22 protein-coding genes are annotated in these 17,374 nt (G+C 39.0%); 10 read left to right on the forward strand and 12 right to left on the reverse strand.

The features are described from left to right. Positions 1-2 precede the first annotated feature (2 nt). A complete protein-coding gene (locus PGS25_RS12135; RefSeq protein ID WP_270418854.1) occupies positions 3-347 on the reverse strand; it encodes a helix-turn-helix domain-containing protein in 345 nt (114 codons plus the stop codon). Between the two features lie 222 nt (positions 348-569). Between PGS25_RS12135 and PGS25_RS12140 the strand changes: the two genes are divergently transcribed. Together PGS25_RS12140 and PGS25_RS12145 are read left to right on the forward strand one after the other, a co-directional pair. After that, complete coding sequence (locus PGS25_RS12140; RefSeq protein WP_002304408.1) at positions 570-1,706, forward strand: tyrosine-type recombinase/integrase; 1,137 nt, start codon at positions 570-572, stop codon at positions 1,704-1,706. Positions 1,707-1,966: 260 nt separating this feature from the next. Next, entirely contained in the window at positions 1,967-2,344 is a 378-nt protein-coding gene (locus tag PGS25_RS12145; protein ID WP_002578940.1) for a helix-turn-helix domain-containing protein, read from the forward strand. Positions 2,345-2,506: 162 nt separating this feature from the next. Here PGS25_RS12145 and PGS25_RS12150 read toward each other — a convergent pair whose 3' ends face one another. Continuing rightward, a complete protein-coding gene (locus tag PGS25_RS12150; RefSeq protein ID WP_002304410.1) occupies positions 2,507-3,061 on the reverse strand; it encodes an ImmA/IrrE family metallo-endopeptidase in 555 nt (184 codons plus the stop codon). Positions 3,062-3,112: 51 nt separating this feature from the next. Next, a complete protein-coding gene (locus PGS25_RS12155; RefSeq protein ID WP_002304411.1) occupies positions 3,113-3,562 on the reverse strand; it encodes a helix-turn-helix domain-containing protein in 450 nt (149 codons plus the stop codon). Positions 3,563-3,848: 286 nt separating this feature from the next. Between PGS25_RS12155 and PGS25_RS12160 the strand changes: the two genes are divergently transcribed. From PGS25_RS12160 to PGS25_RS12190, 7 genes are all read left to right on the forward strand, one after another. Further along, the gene (locus PGS25_RS12160) at positions 3,849-4,412 is read left to right on the forward strand and encodes a hypothetical protein (RefSeq protein WP_002304412.1); all 564 of its coding nucleotides are present in this window, start codon (positions 3,849-3,851) and stop codon (positions 4,410-4,412) included. Between the two features lie 262 nt (positions 4,413-4,674). Then, on the forward strand, positions 4,675-4,980 hold the full coding sequence (locus PGS25_RS12165; protein WP_002304413.1) for a helix-turn-helix transcriptional regulator: 306 nt from the start codon (positions 4,675-4,677) through the stop codon (positions 4,978-4,980). Between the two features lie 517 nt (positions 4,981-5,497). After that, positions 5,498-5,902 carry a type II toxin-antitoxin system PemK/MazF family toxin gene (locus tag PGS25_RS12170; protein ID WP_002304415.1) on the forward strand — a complete coding sequence of 135 codons (405 nt, stop codon included), beginning with the start codon at positions 5,498-5,500 and terminating at the stop codon, positions 5,900-5,902. 6 nt (positions 5,903-5,908) lie between these two features. Further along, complete coding sequence (locus PGS25_RS12175; RefSeq protein WP_002304418.1) at positions 5,909-6,145, forward strand: helix-turn-helix domain-containing protein; 237 nt, start codon at positions 5,909-5,911, stop codon at positions 6,143-6,145. Positions 6,146-6,262: 117 nt separating this feature from the next. Continuing rightward, complete coding sequence (locus tag PGS25_RS12180) at positions 6,263-6,886, forward strand: helix-turn-helix domain-containing protein (RefSeq protein WP_002304420.1); 624 nt, start codon at positions 6,263-6,265, stop codon at positions 6,884-6,886. Positions 6,887-6,890: 4 nt separating this feature from the next. Next, the gene (locus PGS25_RS12185) at positions 6,891-8,264 is read left to right on the forward strand and encodes a site-specific integrase (RefSeq protein WP_002304423.1); all 1,374 of its coding nucleotides are present in this window, start codon (positions 6,891-6,893) and stop codon (positions 8,262-8,264) included. Between the two features lie 85 nt (positions 8,265-8,349). Further along, entirely contained in the window at positions 8,350-8,655 is a 306-nt protein-coding gene (locus tag PGS25_RS12190) for a hypothetical protein (RefSeq protein ID WP_002304425.1), read from the forward strand. Positions 8,656-9,327: 672 nt separating this feature from the next. Here PGS25_RS12190 and PGS25_RS12195 read toward each other — a convergent pair. From PGS25_RS12195 to PGS25_RS12210, 4 genes are all read right to left on the reverse strand, one after another. Beyond that, a complete protein-coding gene (locus tag PGS25_RS12195; RefSeq protein WP_118516130.1) occupies positions 9,328-10,788 on the reverse strand; it encodes a site-specific integrase in 1,461 nt (486 codons plus the stop codon). A 19-nt stretch (positions 10,789-10,807) separates the two neighbouring features. Continuing rightward, positions 10,808-11,008, reverse strand: a complete 201-nt coding sequence (locus PGS25_RS12200; protein ID WP_039884107.1) for a helix-turn-helix domain-containing protein — start codon at positions 11,006-11,008, stop codon at positions 10,808-10,810. Positions 11,009-11,548: 540 nt separating this feature from the next. Continuing rightward, the gene (locus PGS25_RS12205) at positions 11,549-11,788 is read right to left on the reverse strand and encodes a helix-turn-helix domain-containing protein (protein ID WP_270418857.1); all 240 of its coding nucleotides are present in this window, start codon (positions 11,786-11,788) and stop codon (positions 11,549-11,551) included. Next, positions 11,785-12,207 carry an RNA polymerase sigma factor gene (locus PGS25_RS12210; protein WP_442865288.1) on the reverse strand — a complete coding sequence of 141 codons (423 nt, stop codon included), beginning with the start codon at positions 12,205-12,207 and terminating at the stop codon, positions 11,785-11,787. Before PGS25_RS12210 ends, PGS25_RS12205 begins: the two co-directional genes overlap by 4 nt. A gap of 593 nt (positions 12,208-12,800) precedes the next feature. Between PGS25_RS12210 and PGS25_RS12215 the strand changes: the two genes are divergently transcribed. Beyond that, entirely contained in the window at positions 12,801-13,154 is a 354-nt protein-coding gene (locus PGS25_RS12215; protein WP_005427039.1) for a helix-turn-helix domain-containing protein, read from the forward strand. 13 nt (positions 13,155-13,167) lie between these two features. Here PGS25_RS12215 and PGS25_RS12220 read toward each other — a convergent pair whose 3' ends face one another. The 5 genes from PGS25_RS12220 to PGS25_RS12240 form a co-directional block, all read right to left on the reverse strand. Beyond that, positions 13,168-13,338: a hypothetical protein gene (locus PGS25_RS12220; protein ID WP_005427037.1), complete on the reverse strand. Its 171-nt coding sequence runs from the start codon at positions 13,336-13,338 to the stop codon at positions 13,168-13,170. Further along, a complete protein-coding gene (locus tag PGS25_RS12225) occupies positions 13,335-13,976 on the reverse strand; it encodes an ATP-binding cassette domain-containing protein (protein ID WP_270418860.1) in 642 nt (213 codons plus the stop codon). Before PGS25_RS12225 ends, PGS25_RS12220 begins: the two co-directional genes overlap by 4 nt. Positions 13,977-13,986: 10 nt before the next feature. After that, a complete protein-coding gene (locus PGS25_RS12230) occupies positions 13,987-15,384 on the reverse strand; it encodes an ABC transporter permease (RefSeq protein ID WP_270418861.1) in 1,398 nt (465 codons plus the stop codon). A 113-nt stretch (positions 15,385-15,497) separates the two neighbouring features. Beyond that, on the reverse strand, positions 15,498-16,634 hold the full coding sequence (locus tag PGS25_RS12235) for a sensor histidine kinase (protein WP_270418863.1): 1,137 nt from the start codon (positions 16,632-16,634) through the stop codon (positions 15,498-15,500). Continuing rightward, a complete protein-coding gene (locus tag PGS25_RS12240) occupies positions 16,631-17,296 on the reverse strand; it encodes a response regulator transcription factor (RefSeq protein WP_044925970.1) in 666 nt (221 codons plus the stop codon). The genes PGS25_RS12235 and PGS25_RS12240 overlap by 4 nt, the downstream gene beginning before the upstream one ends. Between the last annotated feature and the right edge of the window lie 78 nt (positions 17,297-17,374).

The raw sequence follows: 17,374 nt of genomic DNA on the forward strand, positions 1-17,374 counted from the left end.
GCTCATTTTTCTTCCTCAATAAAAACTCTACCAGCTAACCAACATTCGTCTAATTCATTTGGGAATAATTCAAGCTGGCGAATCATATAATGTGTACTTGGAATGTAATCAAAAAAAAACAATAGTGCTAGATATAAACTCCATGGAATTGGGCGTGTCCGATTTTCGTAGGCACTATAAGTTTGTCGTGAAATACCAACAGCCGAAGCAATTTCTTCTTGTGATGCACCAACTTTTCCTCTGAGTGCGGGTAACTCAATCGCCAATTGAGTGGCCAAGTTCTCTTTCTCATCTTTACTAAAATTCCAAAACTGCTTATAAGCATCTCGCCCTACAAATTGAATCAATAAATCTCCTCCTGGGTATACTCTTTCGTAGAGTACATTACTCCACGAATTGCATTCTTCTCTGTTTTTTTTAGTTTATATCTTTATTTTACAAATTGTCGCACTGTTTGTCAATATGTTAGGGACATAAAACACGAGGTTTTGCACAAAAATCCATCTTAGAAAGTTCCAAAGTCACAATTTGCCGTCAGAATTATAGTCATATTGAAGGAGGTGTACCTTATGGCACGAAAAGGAGAAAATATTTACAAAAGGAAAGACGGCAGATGGGAAGGAAGATACATTAAGTCCCGATCTTCTACAGGCAAAGCCAATTACGGTTATGTTTATGCAAAGTCATATCGAGAAGTCAAGGCAAAACTTATCAGTCAAAGTTCGTGCACGAGTAATTCTGTCACTGTCGATCCAGAAATTAGCTCAGATCAATTTGAACAGGTTGCTATGGAATGGTTTCAAGCTATATGTCCTAAAGTGAAGGAATCTACAAGCAACAAATATAGGAATCTTCTCAGCTCGTATATACTTCCTGTGTTCGGAAGCAAACAATTGCGTGATATAACACACGAGTTTATTGAAACGCAGTGTAATTTTTTCCTTGTTTCTGGTGGATTAAAGGAGAATGGACTTTCCTCTAAAACTGTTTCAGATATTTTATCTCTAATTCGAAATGTCTTACAATTTGCCACCCGAAACGGGAAAGCCATTTCTTGTGACGCACGATCTATACAGATAAAACGTCAAACGAAGGAAATGAGAGTTTTGAGTCGTGCTGAACAGGAAAAATTATGCCAATACTTGTATTCTAATCTTGATTCCTGCAATATTGGTATATTAGTATGTTTATTCACTGGTCTCAGAGTAGGTGAAATTTGTGCGTTACGATGGGAAGATGTTTCATTCTCAGATTACACAATCCACGTGCATCAAACGCTCCAGAGAATCCAAGATAGAACCAACAGTGAATACAAGACAAGGATTGTTGTTACCACACCAAAAAGTGCTTGCTCCATCCGTACTATTCCAGTACCCCATGGCTTAATGACTATTCTTACAGCACACAAAGCTTCTTCTACTGGCTACATCCTAACCAATAGCGATCAGAATCCATTAGAACCAAGAACCATGCAAAATCATTTTAAGAAGGTATTGAAAAACAGCGGAATCACCTCCGCAAATTATCACTCGTTACGTCATACATTTGCTACAAGGTGCATAGAGCTTGGATTCGATGTAAAAAGTCTCAGCGAAATATTGGGTCATGCCAGCGTGAATATTACAATGAATCGCTATGTACACCCATCCATGGATTTAAAAAGAGAAAATATGCAACGGCTTTCTGATTTATTAGCCGTCAAATAAATTGTCAACACCGTCAAATAATGCTGAGTTTTCAGTGTTTGGCGGTGTTTTTTCGTGGAGTAATGTACTCTACGAATTTTTTATTTTAAAGAACCTCAAGATAGCTCATATTGTCGTCTTGGGGTTCTTTTCATTCTATCATTTAATGCAATCTGCCTATAAAATTTTATCATATTGCATTTATAAATGCAACTTGCACCCGATGTTGGTTGTTGAGATTTTTGGTACATTTTATAATGTATAGCAGAATCATACACAGCATGGAGGTGATTGAAACGCAACCGGAAATTGATTACGTTAAGATTGGTCAGCGCATTAGAGCTGCCCGACTGGAAAAGGGTTATAGTCAGGCTGATTTGGGTGCGTTGGTTGGTTGCTCGAACAATCATATGAGCCATGTTGAAGTTGGACAGACGAAAGTTTCTTTGGCAATGCTTCTAAAACTGGCATTCGTCTTGGAAAAGAACTTTGACTATTTTTTACTGGATACCCCATATGCAAAATGCGACAGCATCATTGATAATGAGATTGCTGCAAAACTGAAAAAGTGTAATGTAACAACATTGATAACCGTAGGAAAGTTGATTGATGTCTTGATTGACCAGCAAGAGATGATAAAAAAAGCGGAGCTTGATTGATATAATGAAAAAGAAGCCCATTGACGGTACAGAGTGAACTGCTATGGGGTTCTTTTTTGCAGCACAATATACTGATTCTTTAAGAAGCAAAAAGTCCACCAGTCATGATGCACTACGCATCGTACTGGTGGACTTTTTCTGTAAAGATATAAAAATAGATATTCATATATCGCCATAACCAATGTCGTTATCGTAGGCATGAAGATCTTCTTTCAGGAAATCTGCTTTACGAATATACATCGAATTTACCAGCTCTCCTTTTTCGTGGAGCAGGCTGAATTTGTAGTCTAATAATGCTGCCGGTACATAGAGCATTTTAGCCGTTTCAAAAAATGTGTGTTCCGAAAGGCATTCCAGGACTTTCCCATCTTCTAACAGAAGCTCCGCCGCAAAGAAGTTTGCTTCATTTTCTTCGATTGATCTATCATCAAAAACTTCCATTTCTTGAAAGCCGTGCATCATAGCGATTTTTGTATGCAGGACAGCGTGTCCTAATTCATGTGCGACTAATATACGCTCCAGGATACCGTTCACATTGTGATCTATCACGATATTCTTTTGTCTGGACTGGTAATAGAAGAAGCCCTTCAATTTCTTCTGTAAATCGTAATAGTGGATTTTGATACCTAACAGCTGACATAGCTCGTAAGGGTCTCTGGTGTGATATTTTCGCACAAGCTTATCGACAGTTTCAATGATATGCTCTGCCGTTTTCATTTGCTTCACCTCCGAATCGCACACAGAAAACATATTCTGTGCTTGAGGATTTTACTCTTTATCTTTATGCTTTCTGTATTTCTTCGGAGTGTACTTTTCCCGTGCTGTTTTCTTAGAGTCCATATAAACTGACATAATCGCCTGGAAGAATACATCTTTTGCGTCCTCGTCCAATTCTCCACCGGCAAACAGAGAATTTACACGACCCAACACTTCCTGAGCTTCTTTTGCTCCTTTTGAACCGAAGTTTTCCTTTGCCTCTAAAATAAACATATCCTGATCTATATGGCTCTGGCTATCCGTTTCAGATTCGTCCAAAAGATAGGACACAGAGATATGCAGTGCTTCAGCAAGTTTTCTGATGTTGCTTTTTCTGGGGAGTGTTCCGAGCTGCTCATAGGTGTAAAGGGATCTTTCGGAAATGCCGGTCATCTGGGCAAGCTCCGTTTGAGATAGGTTCATAGCCAAACGAGCTTCTTTAATTTTTTCTCCAAATGTCATGGTAGTATCCTTCCTTTCAAAAAATATTTATTCGTAACTTCCGATTATTTGTTGACAAACTTCTGGAAAATGCTATAATAAGAATCATAACAGAAGTTTTAATTCCACTTAATTATATATCGGAACTTTTATAAAGTCAAGAACTTCCGATTTCACTTCTGTTATTTTAATCAAATATCGGAAGTTATAGTCATTCTTGTCCCATGGTATTTGTTTCCCTTTAGCCAAGTGACAGGAGTTAGAAAGGAATTCTTATTTTATGGATTAGGCTGAAAGGAGATTCTGAATGAGCAGATATAATACACAGGTATTAAGCAGTATTCGAATGCTTTGCCGGATGCAGAACATTGACGAGAAGGTTCTGTATGAAAGAGCAAAGCTGATTTTATCCATATATCGAGAGGTGTGCTGGTCTACCATTGATCGTGCGAATGATGTATGTGATACCCTTATTTGTACTTACGGTGACAGCTTAGATGGTGCATTGATTTATCTGGAGAACTTTGCTCCGGATGAAGCGAGAGAACGATTTGAAGAACGCATTCGCAGCTTATTTGAGACAAAGTGGATCATTGAACTGGTAGATATGGCTATGTTGAAAATCAGAGAATATCCAGATAAAGGCGCTCTGTACTGTGAGATTATCTCAAAGGCATATCTCAACCGCTTCAAGTACAGGGAATCAGAAATGCTGGAGGTTTTGAATATGGAACGCAGCACCTACTATGACCGAAAGAAAGAAGCGATACTGTTATTTGGTCTGTCACTTTGGGGAACAGCCATTCCTAAATTGAAAGATTTCCTGGAAAGTGCCCGGGAGGAAGAAGCATTGTGTTATTGTGAATGCTAAGACAGGATTTTAGTCCGACTAAAATCCGATGAAAATACGACGGTTCCCCTACTGAAAGTCCGACTTGTCCAGTGTTAAAATGGCTATGCTGGGAGATAGCGGCATAAAATTGAATAGAGAGAGTTACGCCTCGTGCCTGTAATGGGTACGGGGCTTTTTTTATACCTGCCTATTTTCCCCCATAATTAACACAAAGGCATGAACGAGAGCTTGGAGTAATTTACTCCGGCTCTTTTTTTATGCCTGCAAGGAGGACAGGCAGATGGCAAAGGGTATTGAGAATCGGGCACGATCTCCTCCCGCTGTTTTTGATTTTGCAACTTCACAAATTCAAAAACACGGAGGAACGAAAATGTATTACGACTTGGTTGAAAGCGGAAAAAGAATTAAAGCCTTGAGAAAGGAACATGGGCTTACACAGGAACAGCTTGCGGAGCAGTTAGGTGTTGCCGCAAACACCATTGCACGAATTGAAACCGGCAACAGAGGTATCTCTATTGATTTGGCAATCGAACTGGTTGTGCGCTTTGAGACAACCCTTGATTACATATTTTTAGGTCGTGAATAACCTCAAAACTATACCTACGAGGCAATAAAAACTTGCATGAGGAACAGGTACAATTTAGATACAGCCAAAGAAAATCGGCTGCTTGATCCTTGAAAACTGAATACACAGTCATCAAATACGTTCCTGTTGCCGGTGCGAGAGCATCAGCCACATCAGCGGTACGCCGAGACGTATCGGATAGAGAAACAGAACGACTTTCTTCTATAAATTAAGCGCTTGTCTCTCTCCCGATGCCAGCGATCAATACTGGCTTGTAAATATTGGGTTGCTCCCAATACGGCCATGAAAGCAACAGGATTAAAGATACTTCTCTACGGAGCTGGCGGAGAACCCGGCAGAGGTTAGATTCCTATGGAACTGATTCGCAATCAGTCGTTCGGTGATTCCCTGAGGGCGTAAGCCCTCTTTCCCAGGGGTGCGTGGCAAATATGGGACACATAGACTTTTGGACTGACTGCCTGATTCCTTTCTGGCAGTCAGTTATTACATAGCCAACGAAAGGAGGTCATGGCACATGATGAAAGAAAATTGGGTATATTGCCGTGGTGATATTTATTGCGCCAAGCTGGACCCGGTAGTTGGGTCGGAACAAGGCGGCATCCGTCCGGTTATCGTCATTCAGAACGATACCGGTAATAAACACGCTCCCACATTGATTGTGGCAACGGTCACCACCAGAATCCATAAGAAAGCGAATATGCCGACGCACTTTGTTATTTACGACAATCCTGCATTCAAAGAAGCGTCCGTTGTTCAGCTGGAACAGATTCGTACCATTGATAAAAGCAGGATTGATAATTACTTAGGTAAGGTAACGCCCCGTGAAATGGTAGCGATTGAGAAAGCCTTATCTGTCAGCCTGGCAATGGAACAGCTGAAAAAGCGTTCCCCAAAACATAAAGCAAAGAGAGCGAAGGAGTGAACATAAATGTTTGAAGAAAGAATCGCTGCCATGAATCAGCGCACCGAAGAAGCGATGGCTGCTAACGCAGTTCAGTTTGATAAGAGAACCTATACGGTTGATGAGATTCAGGATATTCTGGGCATCAGCAGAACCAGCGCATACAACCTTGTGAAAAAGAAAGTTTTCCATAGCGTCCGCATCGGTGGCAGTATCAGAATCTCCAAAAAGAGTTTTGATGAGTGGTTGGATCATCAAATGTAAGATTTGTCAAGGGCGTCGTACAACCCGGCGACAAACTTCAAAACATATTGAGAGTTCGATAAAATGTAGCCATGACAAGAAACACATGGCTACATTTTTTACATAGGAGGTTGTACGATGGCGGAAATGAGAAAACGCACGAGTATGTCTGTTCTGGAAATGGGCAGGATGCTCGGTCTTGGTAAAACGGAGTCATACTGGCTCATTAAGAAGAATTACTTCAAAACCATTCTTGTCGGCAACACCATGAGGGTGATGATCGACAGCTTTGAAGAATGGTATGCCAATCAGTTCAAATACCAGAAGGTCGATGGAACCCCTCCCGGCGAGGAATTGAAGAAAACTACATATTCAATGGAGGAGCTTGGACAGCGCCTTGGGCTGAAAGAAGCGACTGCTTACGAACTGGTTGCCAAAGGGCATTTTGATGTGGTCGATGTCCTGGGCAAGCGCAGAGTGACAAAGGAGAGCTTTGAAAGATGGTATGCTTCTCAAACCGATTACCGCACGGTAGAGGATCAGGAACTGGATGCAGATATTATGGCATCCACCTACGGTCTGCCGGAAATGGCAAGAATGCTTGGGGTACATCGTCAGACCATTTACTATATCGTTGCCAATGAAGATTTTGAGCTTATCAAGGTTGGCAGGTATAAGCGAGCTACCAAAGAGAGCTTTGAAAAATGGTATCACAATCAGACCCGCTACCAGTTAGCGGAAGATAGACAGGAAAGGAGCTGATTACATGGCATCTATCGTTAAGAGAAAAAAGAAGTATTCTGTGGTTTATACATACACCGATGAGAACGGCAACAAGCGTCAGAAGTGGGAAACCTTTGAAACGAATGCCGAAGCAAAGAAAAGGAAGTTGCAGGTTGAATATGAGCAGGAGTCCGGAACCTTTATTCCCCCTTCTGCTAAAACCGTCAATGATCTTTTGGATGAGTATATGTCAATCTATGGTGTGAACACCTGGGCGATGTCTACCTATGAAAGCAGAAAGAGCCTGATTGCAAACTATATTCGTCCCCTCATCGGTGATATGAAGCTGGAGGATGTCACGCCGAGAATCATGGACAAGTATTACCGAGATTTGCTTTCTGTCAAAGCGGTTTCTTCTAAGTATGTAAAAGCCCGTACAGAATATCTGACTCCGCATACTGTCCGAGAGGTTCACAAGACATTGCGAAATGCTTTCAATCAAGCGGTCAAGTGGGAATTGATGACCAGAAACCCTGTGGAGCACGCTACGCTGCCGAAAGAAGAACACAAGACCAGGGATATCTGGACAGCAGAAGTGCTCCAGAAGGCTCTGGAAGCCTGTGACGATGATATTCTTCGTCTGGCTATTAACCTTGCCTTCTCCTGTTCCCTGCGAATGGGCGAGCTTCTGGGGCTTACCTGGGACTGTATTGACATTTCCCCCACCAGTATTGAACTTGGTCAGGCAAGCATCTTCGTTGAAAAGGAGTTGCAGAGAGTAAATCGTGAAGCGATGGCAGATCTGGACGGTAAGGACATCATGTTCAAGTTCCCACCGACCTTCGCCAGTACGCATACCGCATTGGTTCTCAAAACTCCTAAGACCAAAACAAGTGTCCGCAAGGTGTTCTTACCGAAAACCGTAGCGGAAATGTTGGTACAGCGAAAGGCTGACATCGAAGAACTGAAAGACCTTTTCGGTGACGAGTTCGTAGACTTCAATCTGGTTTTCTGTTCTTCCAATGGCAAGCCGATTGAGGGGCAGGTTATCAACCGTGCTTTCAATAAGCTGATTGAGGAGAAGGGACTGCCGAAAGTGGTTTTCCATAGTCTCCGACATTCCAGTATCACTTACAAGCTGAAGCTGAACGGCGGCGATATGAAATCCGTTCAAGGCGATTCCGGTCATGCACAGGTCAAGATGGTAGCGGATGTTTACTCCCATATCATCGACGATGACCGCAGACTGAACGCTGAAAGAATGGAAGCTGCGTTCTACTCAGGCAGACAGGCAACGCCTGAGCCGGTTCAACCAGCCGCAACGGAAAGCTCCGCTGATGATAAAGAACTTCTTCTGAAGCTTCTGCAAAATCCGGAAATGGCAGCACTCCTGAAGTCGCTGGCAAAAACATTATAGTAACTGCAAGGGCAGATCCTTTTACATAGCTACAATAGCTGTAAAAGGGTCTGCCCTTATTTTTTTGTTATGGAGGTCAACGAGTATGGATAGAATCTTTATGGACGAGTATTACGAGCATCTGAGAGCTGACAATATCGAGGCATTTTCCAAGGAAAGGAACGACGAATATGTTGGCAGAGCTGAGGAATACAAAGCAGCAAAGTCGGCATTGCTTGAAGGATTGGGACTTGAGCATTTGTTTGACCATAGCCATGAACTGACTCCGAAAGAGAAAGAAATATGGATGCTGTTCGATAGGGTTGATGTAGCAGAGCTTCTTGCAAGGGATGCTTTTGCCAAGGGTGCTTATATGCTCGGCGCTGAGGATAGAGAGATTATGCTGAAATAAAAAAAGACCTGCTTCGGCGGGTCTAAATTACATAGAATCATTGAGTCTGAAAAACCTTTGAAATTCTTAATAATTCTGGTTGAAAAATTCATTTTGAAATGATATATAAAACAGACTGAAATCTGTGTCTAAGGACACCCGCACCCTCACACGAGAATGAATAGGATTTCCTATCATTTCGCATCACGAGAAGTTACATAGTGACATTTACTTGCACTTGCAACGTCCACCAAAAATCGAAAGACTTGCTAATTTCGAGCCAATCGGACGGTGTAAAATCCCTCTGAATTAGCTATCACAGCGTAGTATCAGATGGGATTTGAAATGCTGAAAAACCTTGTATTTCCAAGCATTTTTAAGCATTAGATGCCACTTCCCGATGTCGTATCGGGTCTACTCCTAAGCGAAACGCCGCAGGTTCGATTCCTGTCATGGACGCCAGTAAACAACGCTGTAAGCCTTTGTTTTCAAGGGTTTACAGCTTTTTTTGTTATCACGGACAGGGAAGCAATGTATAGCGGCTTATGTCCGTGAGAATTTCTAAAAGCCATTTATTTTGCAAGATAGCTTGCTAACACTCATTTAAGGTAGATGATGATTTCATGGATTTTTACGATATTTGCTAACACTTTTTGGTTAGCAGGTTTTTTCTGTTTGGAACAAAGCCCTTTGCTAACAGTTAGAAAGGGTTTCTTTTAAGAGCTTTTCTTTCATTTCCGGTGTCATGGATTTTAGCAATTCAAGCAGAAGTTTGTCATTGTCACTGATAGGCTCCTGTGCTTCTGAATGGAGATTGTGTTCAGGTTCCTCTGTATCAAGGGTGTCATAAAATTCTTCATCCAGCTTTTTTGCATTAAGCCGTCTGTCTTCATCCACGATTTCAGAGTAAACATCTGTTACCATTTCTGCTTCGGCGTGACCTGTATCTCCCTGAACAGACTTAATATCGCCATGTGTCATTTTGAGTTTATATTTTGTGCTTAAATGGCGTAAGCTGTGAAAAACAACAACTTCAAAATTGTGTTCCTCACACAGCGTTGTGAATCTGTCCCGAACAATGCGGCTTTCTACGGGATTCCCATTTTCAAGAGCAATAACAAGGTTATAATCGTTATAGGCACTTCCTAAAAACTCTTTCAATTCCTGCTGGTCTTTTTTGTATTGAACCAGTAATTGAGCAAGCGTTGTCGGCAGCCATACGGTACGATTACTTGTTTCTGTTTTGGGTGTTTTTAACACCAGCCTTGTAGTACAGTGGGGCTTCTGGGTTGGGAAAATTTTAATAATATCTTTTTCTTTCAGCTTTTGCATAGCTGATTGAGAAATTCTTGCCAACTCCTTATTGACGATAACTCTTGCATTATTATTTGCAATAGCTTCTTCATCAACAATCACATCATCCCAAGTAAGTCCTGTAATTTCACCTACTCTTAATGAGCAGGCAAACGCCAAGTGCATACAAAGCAGGAGTAAATCATCATCCACAAGTTTGATTGCTTCCTTAAATGTCTGTACATTCCAGACCTTACGTTTTACCTTTGGTACTTTGGGTAAGGTGGCTAAGGAAGCCGGATTCCGCATTTTGCTGTCCAGATATTCCCAACGGATAGCCTGATTTAAGGCACAGCGGATAATATCATGGATTTTCTTAATGTTGGCAGGCTGCACACAGCGACCAGTCGCTTTGCGGTTAGCACGAGGAACTTCTGGAACACTTAACAGGTCATTGTAATATTGAGAAAGTTTTTTCGTGGTGATTTCATTTAACTTCCAATCTCCAATAATAGGGTTGATATAGTTGTTAATTGAACTCAATTTACTGCTGTAAGTGTTGGCAGACCACTTCGATACGCCATATAGATTGACAAAAGTAACAAGAAATTCCTTTAAAGTGATTTCATCATCTGGGGTATCTATTGCTTGTTCTGCTTCCTCACGCTGATGGGCGAATTGTTCTTCTAAAGGGACGAGAACATATCCATAGGTTTGTTGATAAAATTCAATAAACGCTTTTCGTGCCTTTGCTTCTTTTTTTGTTTCTAGGGTGTCCCATTTCTGCTTTCTTTCGCCTGTATCATCCATATACCAGTAAATAACTGAAAATTTTGATTTTCTTTGTTTGATTGAAGCCATATTATCTCTCCTTAAATGATTATTCGTGTAACCATTTATCGAAAGATATTTTAGATACTCTAATCATCCTGCCAGCTCTGATATAGTGAAATTGACCGCTTTTGACTAAAGCATATGCCGACTTCATACTGATGTTTAAAAGAGCTGCTATTTCATCTACCGTATATGTCTTTTTTTCAGACGTTGTAATACCGTGTGTATTCTCTTTACCATCTAACATAAGATTAAGGCTCCTTTCTATGATGGTAACAGTAAAATACACCTCTCTAACACTTTGAGTATAACACAGGAAATTAAAGTTTTGTAGAGGTTCAGTGCATTTTACTGTGAGCAAGTCAGCCGAACAGCTTTCGCTAAAGCTCATGGGAATCTCACCCCTGCATGGTTCTCATCCAGCCGTACCCTTTGCCAGCGGTGCTACATCATCACACGGACTAAGGCTGTACGGAAGTATCATTATCACAATAGAAAGGTCATGGCGGCAGCTTTTGCGGTAAGCTGCTTATGGAACGCTGGCAGGAATCGCTATCCGGTTTCATCCCTCCTTTGGTGGGTCACGGCGTGCCAGCCCAACGGCTCTCTTTCTATCGAAACGTATTCGGCTGCTTTATGCTGCGTTGATTAGACGCTTTCTTTTTCAAGGAACAATCCGGCTTTGTCAGCCTGTTAAAATGCACTGGTGATAATGCACTTTAATAGACTGACAAGCTCTGTCTGGGAAGCATGAGCTTGTCCATGCTTCCACAGGAGAGCGTTATTTCTAGTTGGGTTCCTTGATTTCAAAAGATAAAATCTTTGCAATCAGACGTGTTTCCATCCGGCGGCGTAGGGTTTCATCTACAACCATGTGGGTATTGCCATATTCATCTTTCATGGGACGTATGGAACGGCTGGCAATAAAACCGCTGTAATGGCGTACAATCTGGTTGACTGCTTCAATGTCACCATCCGCAGCCCTTACAATCACAGGAAACGGAATCATAGGGTGCTTTGCTGTCATGCTTCTTCCTCCATAAATTTTTTGATAAATTCCAGTCCGGCGTGTCTTCTTCTCTGGATGGTAGAACGGTTGACTTCCAGAATTTTTGAAATTTCTGTATCGTCAAATCCGAGGAAATAATATTTCAAGATAACATCGCGTTTCTTTCCGTCCAGATTTTCCAACGCTTCTGCTAACAGGCTGTTTTCAATACGGACAGTAAATCCATCCATTTCAAAAGTATGGAAGTGGGATGGATAGGTGTCTTCGGAAGAAAACAAGTTGACGGTGTAATCGTCCATATCACAGAACAGGGTTTCCCGTTTACACTGTCTGGACAACGCTTTAAGATAATCTTTGCGTTCATCCTCCATAGCGACTTTACAGATATAATCAAACTGGTTCTCTATGGTTGTCTGAAATTCAGATGGCTTCATCATTACTCACCCCCTTTCCAGCCTTGAAAGGGAGCGAGTTGATAGGAATTTCTGCTTCTTTCCCCCTTTTCGCTCTTAGTCCCGACAGGACAGGGGGTGCAGTTGCGTTTTGAGAAGAAAAATTTAAAAACTTTTTCTTCCAACTAAAAAAGCACGCAAACAGACGATATTTCTGCTTGTGTGCTTCGATAGTTCTTTCTATGTATTCTGAAAAACCACATTGAGGGTCAGACTTTTCTAGTGTAGGCGGATGGCTTTTTTTAACGGCTTACCGAATGTAGATATATTTAAGAAAATATTTTGCATAGCGGCTTCCTCCTGTAAGCCGCTTTCTGTATCAAGTAGTGGACTTTAAAAATCATCTGCATTTCAGGCAAAAAAGACGGCGGCTTTTGTTAAACCGTCGTCTGGAAATGATGATGTAATTTTTGACGCAGGGAAAGTATGCTGCCAAATAACGGTTTTTTTTATTTCCGTTTCAGCAGCATAGTTTTATCTTTGGTACGCATAATAGGAACTGTACAACTGTATAATACGTTTTTCTATACCTGTCACTATTATAACAGGAACAGTAAAATGTATAGAGGTGGTGTATTATGCGTAAAAAAGAAGATAAATATGATTTCAGGGCGTTTGGGCTTGCCATAAAAGAAGCCCGTAAAAAACAGGGATTGACCCGTGAACAGGTGGGAGCAATGATTGAAATTGACCCACGCTATTTAACCAATATTGAGAATAAAGGGCAGCACCCAAGTTTACAGGTGCTTTACGACCTTGTATCTCTGCTGAATGTATCAGTGGATGAGTTCTTTTTATCCTCTGATAGTCTGGTAAAAAGCAGCAGACGAAGACAGCTTGAAAGCAAAATTGACAATTTTACAGACGCAGACCTTGTTATCATGGAAAGCGTTGCGGATGGTATTATGAAATATAAGCGAATGGAAGAATAATTCTTCCGTTGGCTTACTTTTCATTTTCTGGCACAATTTCTATATTTGACATATCCTCCTGCCCCGAAATTTCGTAATCGTAAGAAACTTTTTCAGATTCACTTTCTTCTGTTCTGTTTACACATCCACTAAACACAAAAGTAGAAAGTAATAAACAAATTATTAGTATAATCAATTTTTTCATTTTTTCACCTGCCTTAATATTCCTTGTTTGAGTTCTAACACAGCATCAGCTTTTTGAGCAACATCTTTAGAATGAGTAACAATAATGACACATTTATTCAATTTGTGGGCAGTTTCCTGTAATATTTGTGTGATTTCAGCGGCAGTTATTTCATCAAGATTTCCTGTAGGCTCATCTGCCAGTATAATAGGGACATCGGTAGCTAAGGAACGTGCGATTGCTACACGTTGTTGTTGCCCACCAGACAATTTTAAAATTGTTCGTTTTAGTTCTTTATCAGAAAGTCCCAGACGTTTTAAAAGAGAAACCACATCAACATCTTTCTTTGTTGCCAAAGTTGCATTTTCAATCGGCGTCATATAATCAATCAAATTATAATTTTGAAATATAAGAGAAACATGATTTTGTCTATGAGATTCCAATCCTATTTTTTTAATATCTTCATTTTCGTATAAAATAGTTCCGGTAGTTGGTATATCAAGTCCCCCTAGTAGTGAAAGTAATGTTGTTTTTCCGGAACCAGATGAACCTAAAATCGCATATACTTTTCCTAGTTCAAATGAAAAGGTAATATTTTTCAGCACGTTTGTATTTTTATCATAAGAGTATGATACATGATTACACTTAAAAATTGACATTTGTTCCTCCTTAACTCATACGGGCTAAAATTTCCCGTGGTTTTAAAAGCATAACACTAATCGAAGATATAGTTACTGAAATAAAAATGATAGAAAAACCGATTGTGTATAATTGCAATATATCGGGCAAAGTAATTTCTAACTTAATATCAGGAGTAGCGGATTCTGAATCTTCTGAAACGCTAAAATCCAGACTTTTCATTTCTGTATGGTCTTCTTGTGTTGAAAGCTGCTGTTTTTCATTTTTTGTATTTTGTTGCAAAAGGGTATTTGCGATATTTCCAGAAATCATATTGCTTGTAACAAAAGATAAGGTAAAAGCTAAAATTGCTATCATTAAAACTTCAATAAGGTATTGTCCTAATATGCTGGATTTTTTTATTCCAATGGAGAGCAAAACGCCTGTTTCATGTATTCTCTCTTTTCCCCAAAGTGTGAGAATAAGTGAAAGAACAATAACGCTTGCGATAATGATTACAAGTAATAAGCCGATAACTAACTTATCTAAATTCTCTAAAGAAATTGCTGTGTTTTTGTAAACCTCATCATTAGCATAAATGTTATAAACATTTTCTTCATAATCAGGGAAATGTTTTACTTGCTCTATAATTTTTTCAATATCTTTAGGGTCATTTACGGTAACTTTTACTGTATCAAACCCTTGCACTGCAACACTATTTTCAAGTTCGACAATAGATTCTATATCTGTAAAAATTAAGTTTTGTATCTTATCATATGTTGGGATTGATTCTCCAACTTTTTCAAGTTTTTGTGCATGAAACAATCCAATAATTTCAAAAGATAGCTGCTTTCCGTTCTCATTTGTTACAATTAAGGAATCACCTAAATTTAAGTTGTTTTTTTCTGCTAAGTCTTTACACAGAATAACTTTGTGTATGTCATTGTCTAAAATATGCCTGCCTTCTATTAGTTGGATTTTTCCAGAAGTAAAGAAATTTTGTTCTTCTGAACGCCATACACCAATGCTTTTTACACAATGAGAAAGACTTTCATCTAATGGAACAGTTCCGGCAAATGGTAAAAGTTTATCAAAATTTATCAGACTTTCCGTTGTTGCATCACAGAATTTAACACCGGAAATATTCCGAATGTTTTCTACCATTTTTGATGTCACCTGTTCAGTCGAGTACATTAAAAGGTCGGAAGACCCATCTTCATTCTCACTTTCTTCTTCGTGATAATATGGATTTGAATCTGAATAATTGACATCAATATTGAAAGAACCGCCGATATTTTGTCTTAAATTTTTTTGAGCTTGTTTTGACGCACTTCCAATACTTAGTCCCGTTAGAACAAAAGTTGACAGAATTAAAAGGATGAAAAAAAGCAAAATACTCTTTCCTCTTTTGCGTGAAACATATAGAAATGCTCTCTTCATAAAGTTCATGATTTTTTATACCTCCTGATTTTTTATTTTGAATACAGGAATATCATAAATGTTCAATATGGAATGCATATGAAATGAATATAGAATTTAGGGCGAAAAAAAGCCCTCTGAAATTAGAGAGCTTTTGGCAGGAGGATAGAGAAACACATCCCTTTTTGTGATTCTGTTGGTAAAAATTCATATGAAATATGAAGTGATGAAAAAATAGTTGAGACAATGTAAAGTCCTAATCCATTTCCACCGCTATCACTATTGCGAGAAAAATCAGGACGGTAAAATGGTTCAAATATATGTGCTAATTGTTGTTTATCAATCGGAATACATTCATTTTCTACCGTTAAAGTATGTTCTTTTAAACAGACAAAAACACCCCCCTCATTTGGAGTATAGGTGACAGCATTTGCAATAATATTAGAAAATGCCCGACTAAATTGCTTTTGTGGAATCATTATCCTGTATTCTTGAGGAATATCTAACTTTAAATTGATACCATGAGTCGCAGCAATCAGTTTATATGGTTCACATACATTCAAAATTAAGTCTGATAAATTACATTTCGTAGAATCTTCCTGAGTAGTTTCCATATTTATTTTGGAAGTTTCTAAAATTTCATGAATCATGGTTGCAAGCTGTTCTACTATATCCTTACATTCAGGAAGATATGTGGAATAATCACAATAACTTCCCACTCCTAAAATCATGTTTTCCAAGGTTGCATTTAAAGCGGTTACTGGGGTTTTTAATTCATGTGACGCTGCTCTTAAAAAATCAATTTTTGCCTGTTCACTTTCTTTAACCTTTTCCTTTTCTGCTTCAAGATTTTTAATAGTTGTAAATAGACGATAATATAATTGATTGATATTATCAGCCAATTCTCTCACTTCATCTTGAGAAGATACTATACAAACAGCAGATTTATCCATTTTAGACATTTGTTTTGTCACACTTGAAATTTTCCGAATTGGTGTTGTAATACTTTTTGAAAAAAAATAGGAACATATTGCACAAAGAATAATACAACAAAAAACAGAAAATGGTAACGCCTGCCAAATTGCCTGTGATACAAACTGCAAAGGGTCGATACTGCCATCTAATACATATTCACTTTGATTTGATATTACTGATGGAGTGTAATCTATAGCAATTCGTGGGGCAAGTAAATATAAAATCAGATGAGCTGCAATTATAATAAATACCATAATGCTGAATGTATATAAAAAAATTTTAGGCAATATTTTTAATCGTTTCATTCCACCACCTCATACTTATAGCCGATTCCTTTTACTGTTACAATACAATTAAGACGTAATTTTTTTCTCAAATTTTTAATATAAGTGTCTATTGTCCGGTCGATAATAGGGTAATCATATCCCCATAGTTCGTCAAGAATTTGTGAACGGGTCAAAACCAGTCCTTTGTGTTCTATAAGAAGTTTTAATAATTCTATTTCTTTTGGAGTAATGTCAATTCTTCCATTTTTATCATGGGCTGTATATCCAGAAAAATTGACAGTAACATCCCCGAAAGTAATAGTGTCTATAGACTGCATTTGTCCACAGCGGCGTAAAAGAGCGGTGATTCTTTTTCCAAGCAATACCATAGAAAAAGGTTTTGTTACATAATCATCTGCTAATTCATCAAAACTTTGTGATTGCGTATATTCATCCTCAATCGCTGTGAGCATAAGTACAGGTATAAGACTGCTTTTTCTTATTTCATGTAAAACAGCAATTCCGGTTAATCGTGGAAGCATAATATCTAAAACAATTAAATCTATTGTTGTACTATGAAATAATTGCAATGCTTCCTCACCATCATAAGCAGAAACAATGTTATGTCCGGTTGGTTTTAAATATTCACAAATAGCCATATTTGTTCTTTTATCATCTTCGACAATCAATATTTTAGCCATATATTCACCTCCATTTTTACTGTACAGCATTTATATGAAAAGAATATGAAATTAGATTGATAATTTAATTTTATTATA

Origin of the sequence: Butyricicoccus sp. AM78-15b2TA, from assembly GCF_027665985.1 — a bacterium.
Taxonomy (GTDB): domain Bacteria; phylum Bacillota; class Clostridia; order Oscillospirales; family Butyricicoccaceae; genus Agathobaculum; species Agathobaculum butyriciproducens.

Bases quoted from the DNA above. Each gene is read 5' to 3' on its own strand.
- PGS25_RS12140 (WP_002304408.1), top strand. From the start codon at position 570: ATGGCACGAAAAGGAGAAAATATTTACAAAAGGAAAGACGGCAGATGG.
- PGS25_RS12145 (WP_002578940.1), top strand. From the start codon at position 1,967: ATGGAGGTGATTGAAACGCAACCGGAAATTGATTACGTTAAGATTGGT.
- PGS25_RS12150 (WP_002304410.1), bottom strand. From the start codon at position 3,061: ATGAAAACGGCAGAGCATATCATTGAAACTGTCGATAAGCTTGTGCGA.
- PGS25_RS12155 (WP_002304411.1), bottom strand. From the start codon at position 3,562: ATGACATTTGGAGAAAAAATTAAAGAAGCTCGTTTGGCTATGAACCTA.
- PGS25_RS12160 (WP_002304412.1), top strand. From the start codon at position 3,849: ATGAGCAGATATAATACACAGGTATTAAGCAGTATTCGAATGCTTTGC.
- PGS25_RS12165 (WP_002304413.1), top strand. From the start codon at position 4,675: ATGGCAAAGGGTATTGAGAATCGGGCACGATCTCCTCCCGCTGTTTTT.
- PGS25_RS12170 (WP_002304415.1), top strand. From the start codon at position 5,498: ATGAAAGAAAATTGGGTATATTGCCGTGGTGATATTTATTGCGCCAAG.
- PGS25_RS12175 (WP_002304418.1), top strand. From the start codon at position 5,909: ATGTTTGAAGAAAGAATCGCTGCCATGAATCAGCGCACCGAAGAAGCG.
- PGS25_RS12180 (WP_002304420.1), top strand. From the start codon at position 6,263: ATGGCGGAAATGAGAAAACGCACGAGTATGTCTGTTCTGGAAATGGGC.
- PGS25_RS12185 (WP_002304423.1), top strand. From the start codon at position 6,891: ATGGCATCTATCGTTAAGAGAAAAAAGAAGTATTCTGTGGTTTATACA.
- PGS25_RS12190 (WP_002304425.1), top strand. From the start codon at position 8,350: ATGGATAGAATCTTTATGGACGAGTATTACGAGCATCTGAGAGCTGAC.
- PGS25_RS12195 (WP_118516130.1), bottom strand. From the start codon at position 10,788: ATGGCTTCAATCAAACAAAGAAAATCAAAATTTTCAGTTATTTACTGG.
- PGS25_RS12200 (WP_039884107.1), bottom strand. From the start codon at position 11,008: ATGTTAGATGGTAAAGAGAATACACACGGTATTACAACGTCTGAAAAA.
- PGS25_RS12205 (WP_270418857.1), bottom strand. From the start codon at position 11,788: ATGACAGCAAAGCACCCTATGATTCCGTTTCCTGTGATTGTAAGGGCT.
- PGS25_RS12210 (WP_442865288.1), bottom strand. From the start codon at position 12,207: ATGATGAAGCCATCTGAATTTCAGACAACCATAGAGAACCAGTTTGAT.
- PGS25_RS12215 (WP_005427039.1), top strand. From the start codon at position 12,801: ATGCGTAAAAAAGAAGATAAATATGATTTCAGGGCGTTTGGGCTTGCC.
- PGS25_RS12220 (WP_005427037.1), bottom strand. From the start codon at position 13,338: ATGAAAAAATTGATTATACTAATAATTTGTTTATTACTTTCTACTTTT.
- PGS25_RS12225 (WP_270418860.1), bottom strand. From the start codon at position 13,976: ATGTCAATTTTTAAGTGTAATCATGTATCATACTCTTATGATAAAAAT.
- PGS25_RS12230 (WP_270418861.1), bottom strand. From the start codon at position 15,384: ATGAACTTTATGAAGAGAGCATTTCTATATGTTTCACGCAAAAGAGGA.
- PGS25_RS12235 (WP_270418863.1), bottom strand. From the start codon at position 16,634: ATGAAACGATTAAAAATATTGCCTAAAATTTTTTTATATACATTCAGC.
- PGS25_RS12240 (WP_044925970.1), bottom strand. From the start codon at position 17,296: ATGGCTAAAATATTGATTGTCGAAGATGATAAAAGAACAAATATGGCT.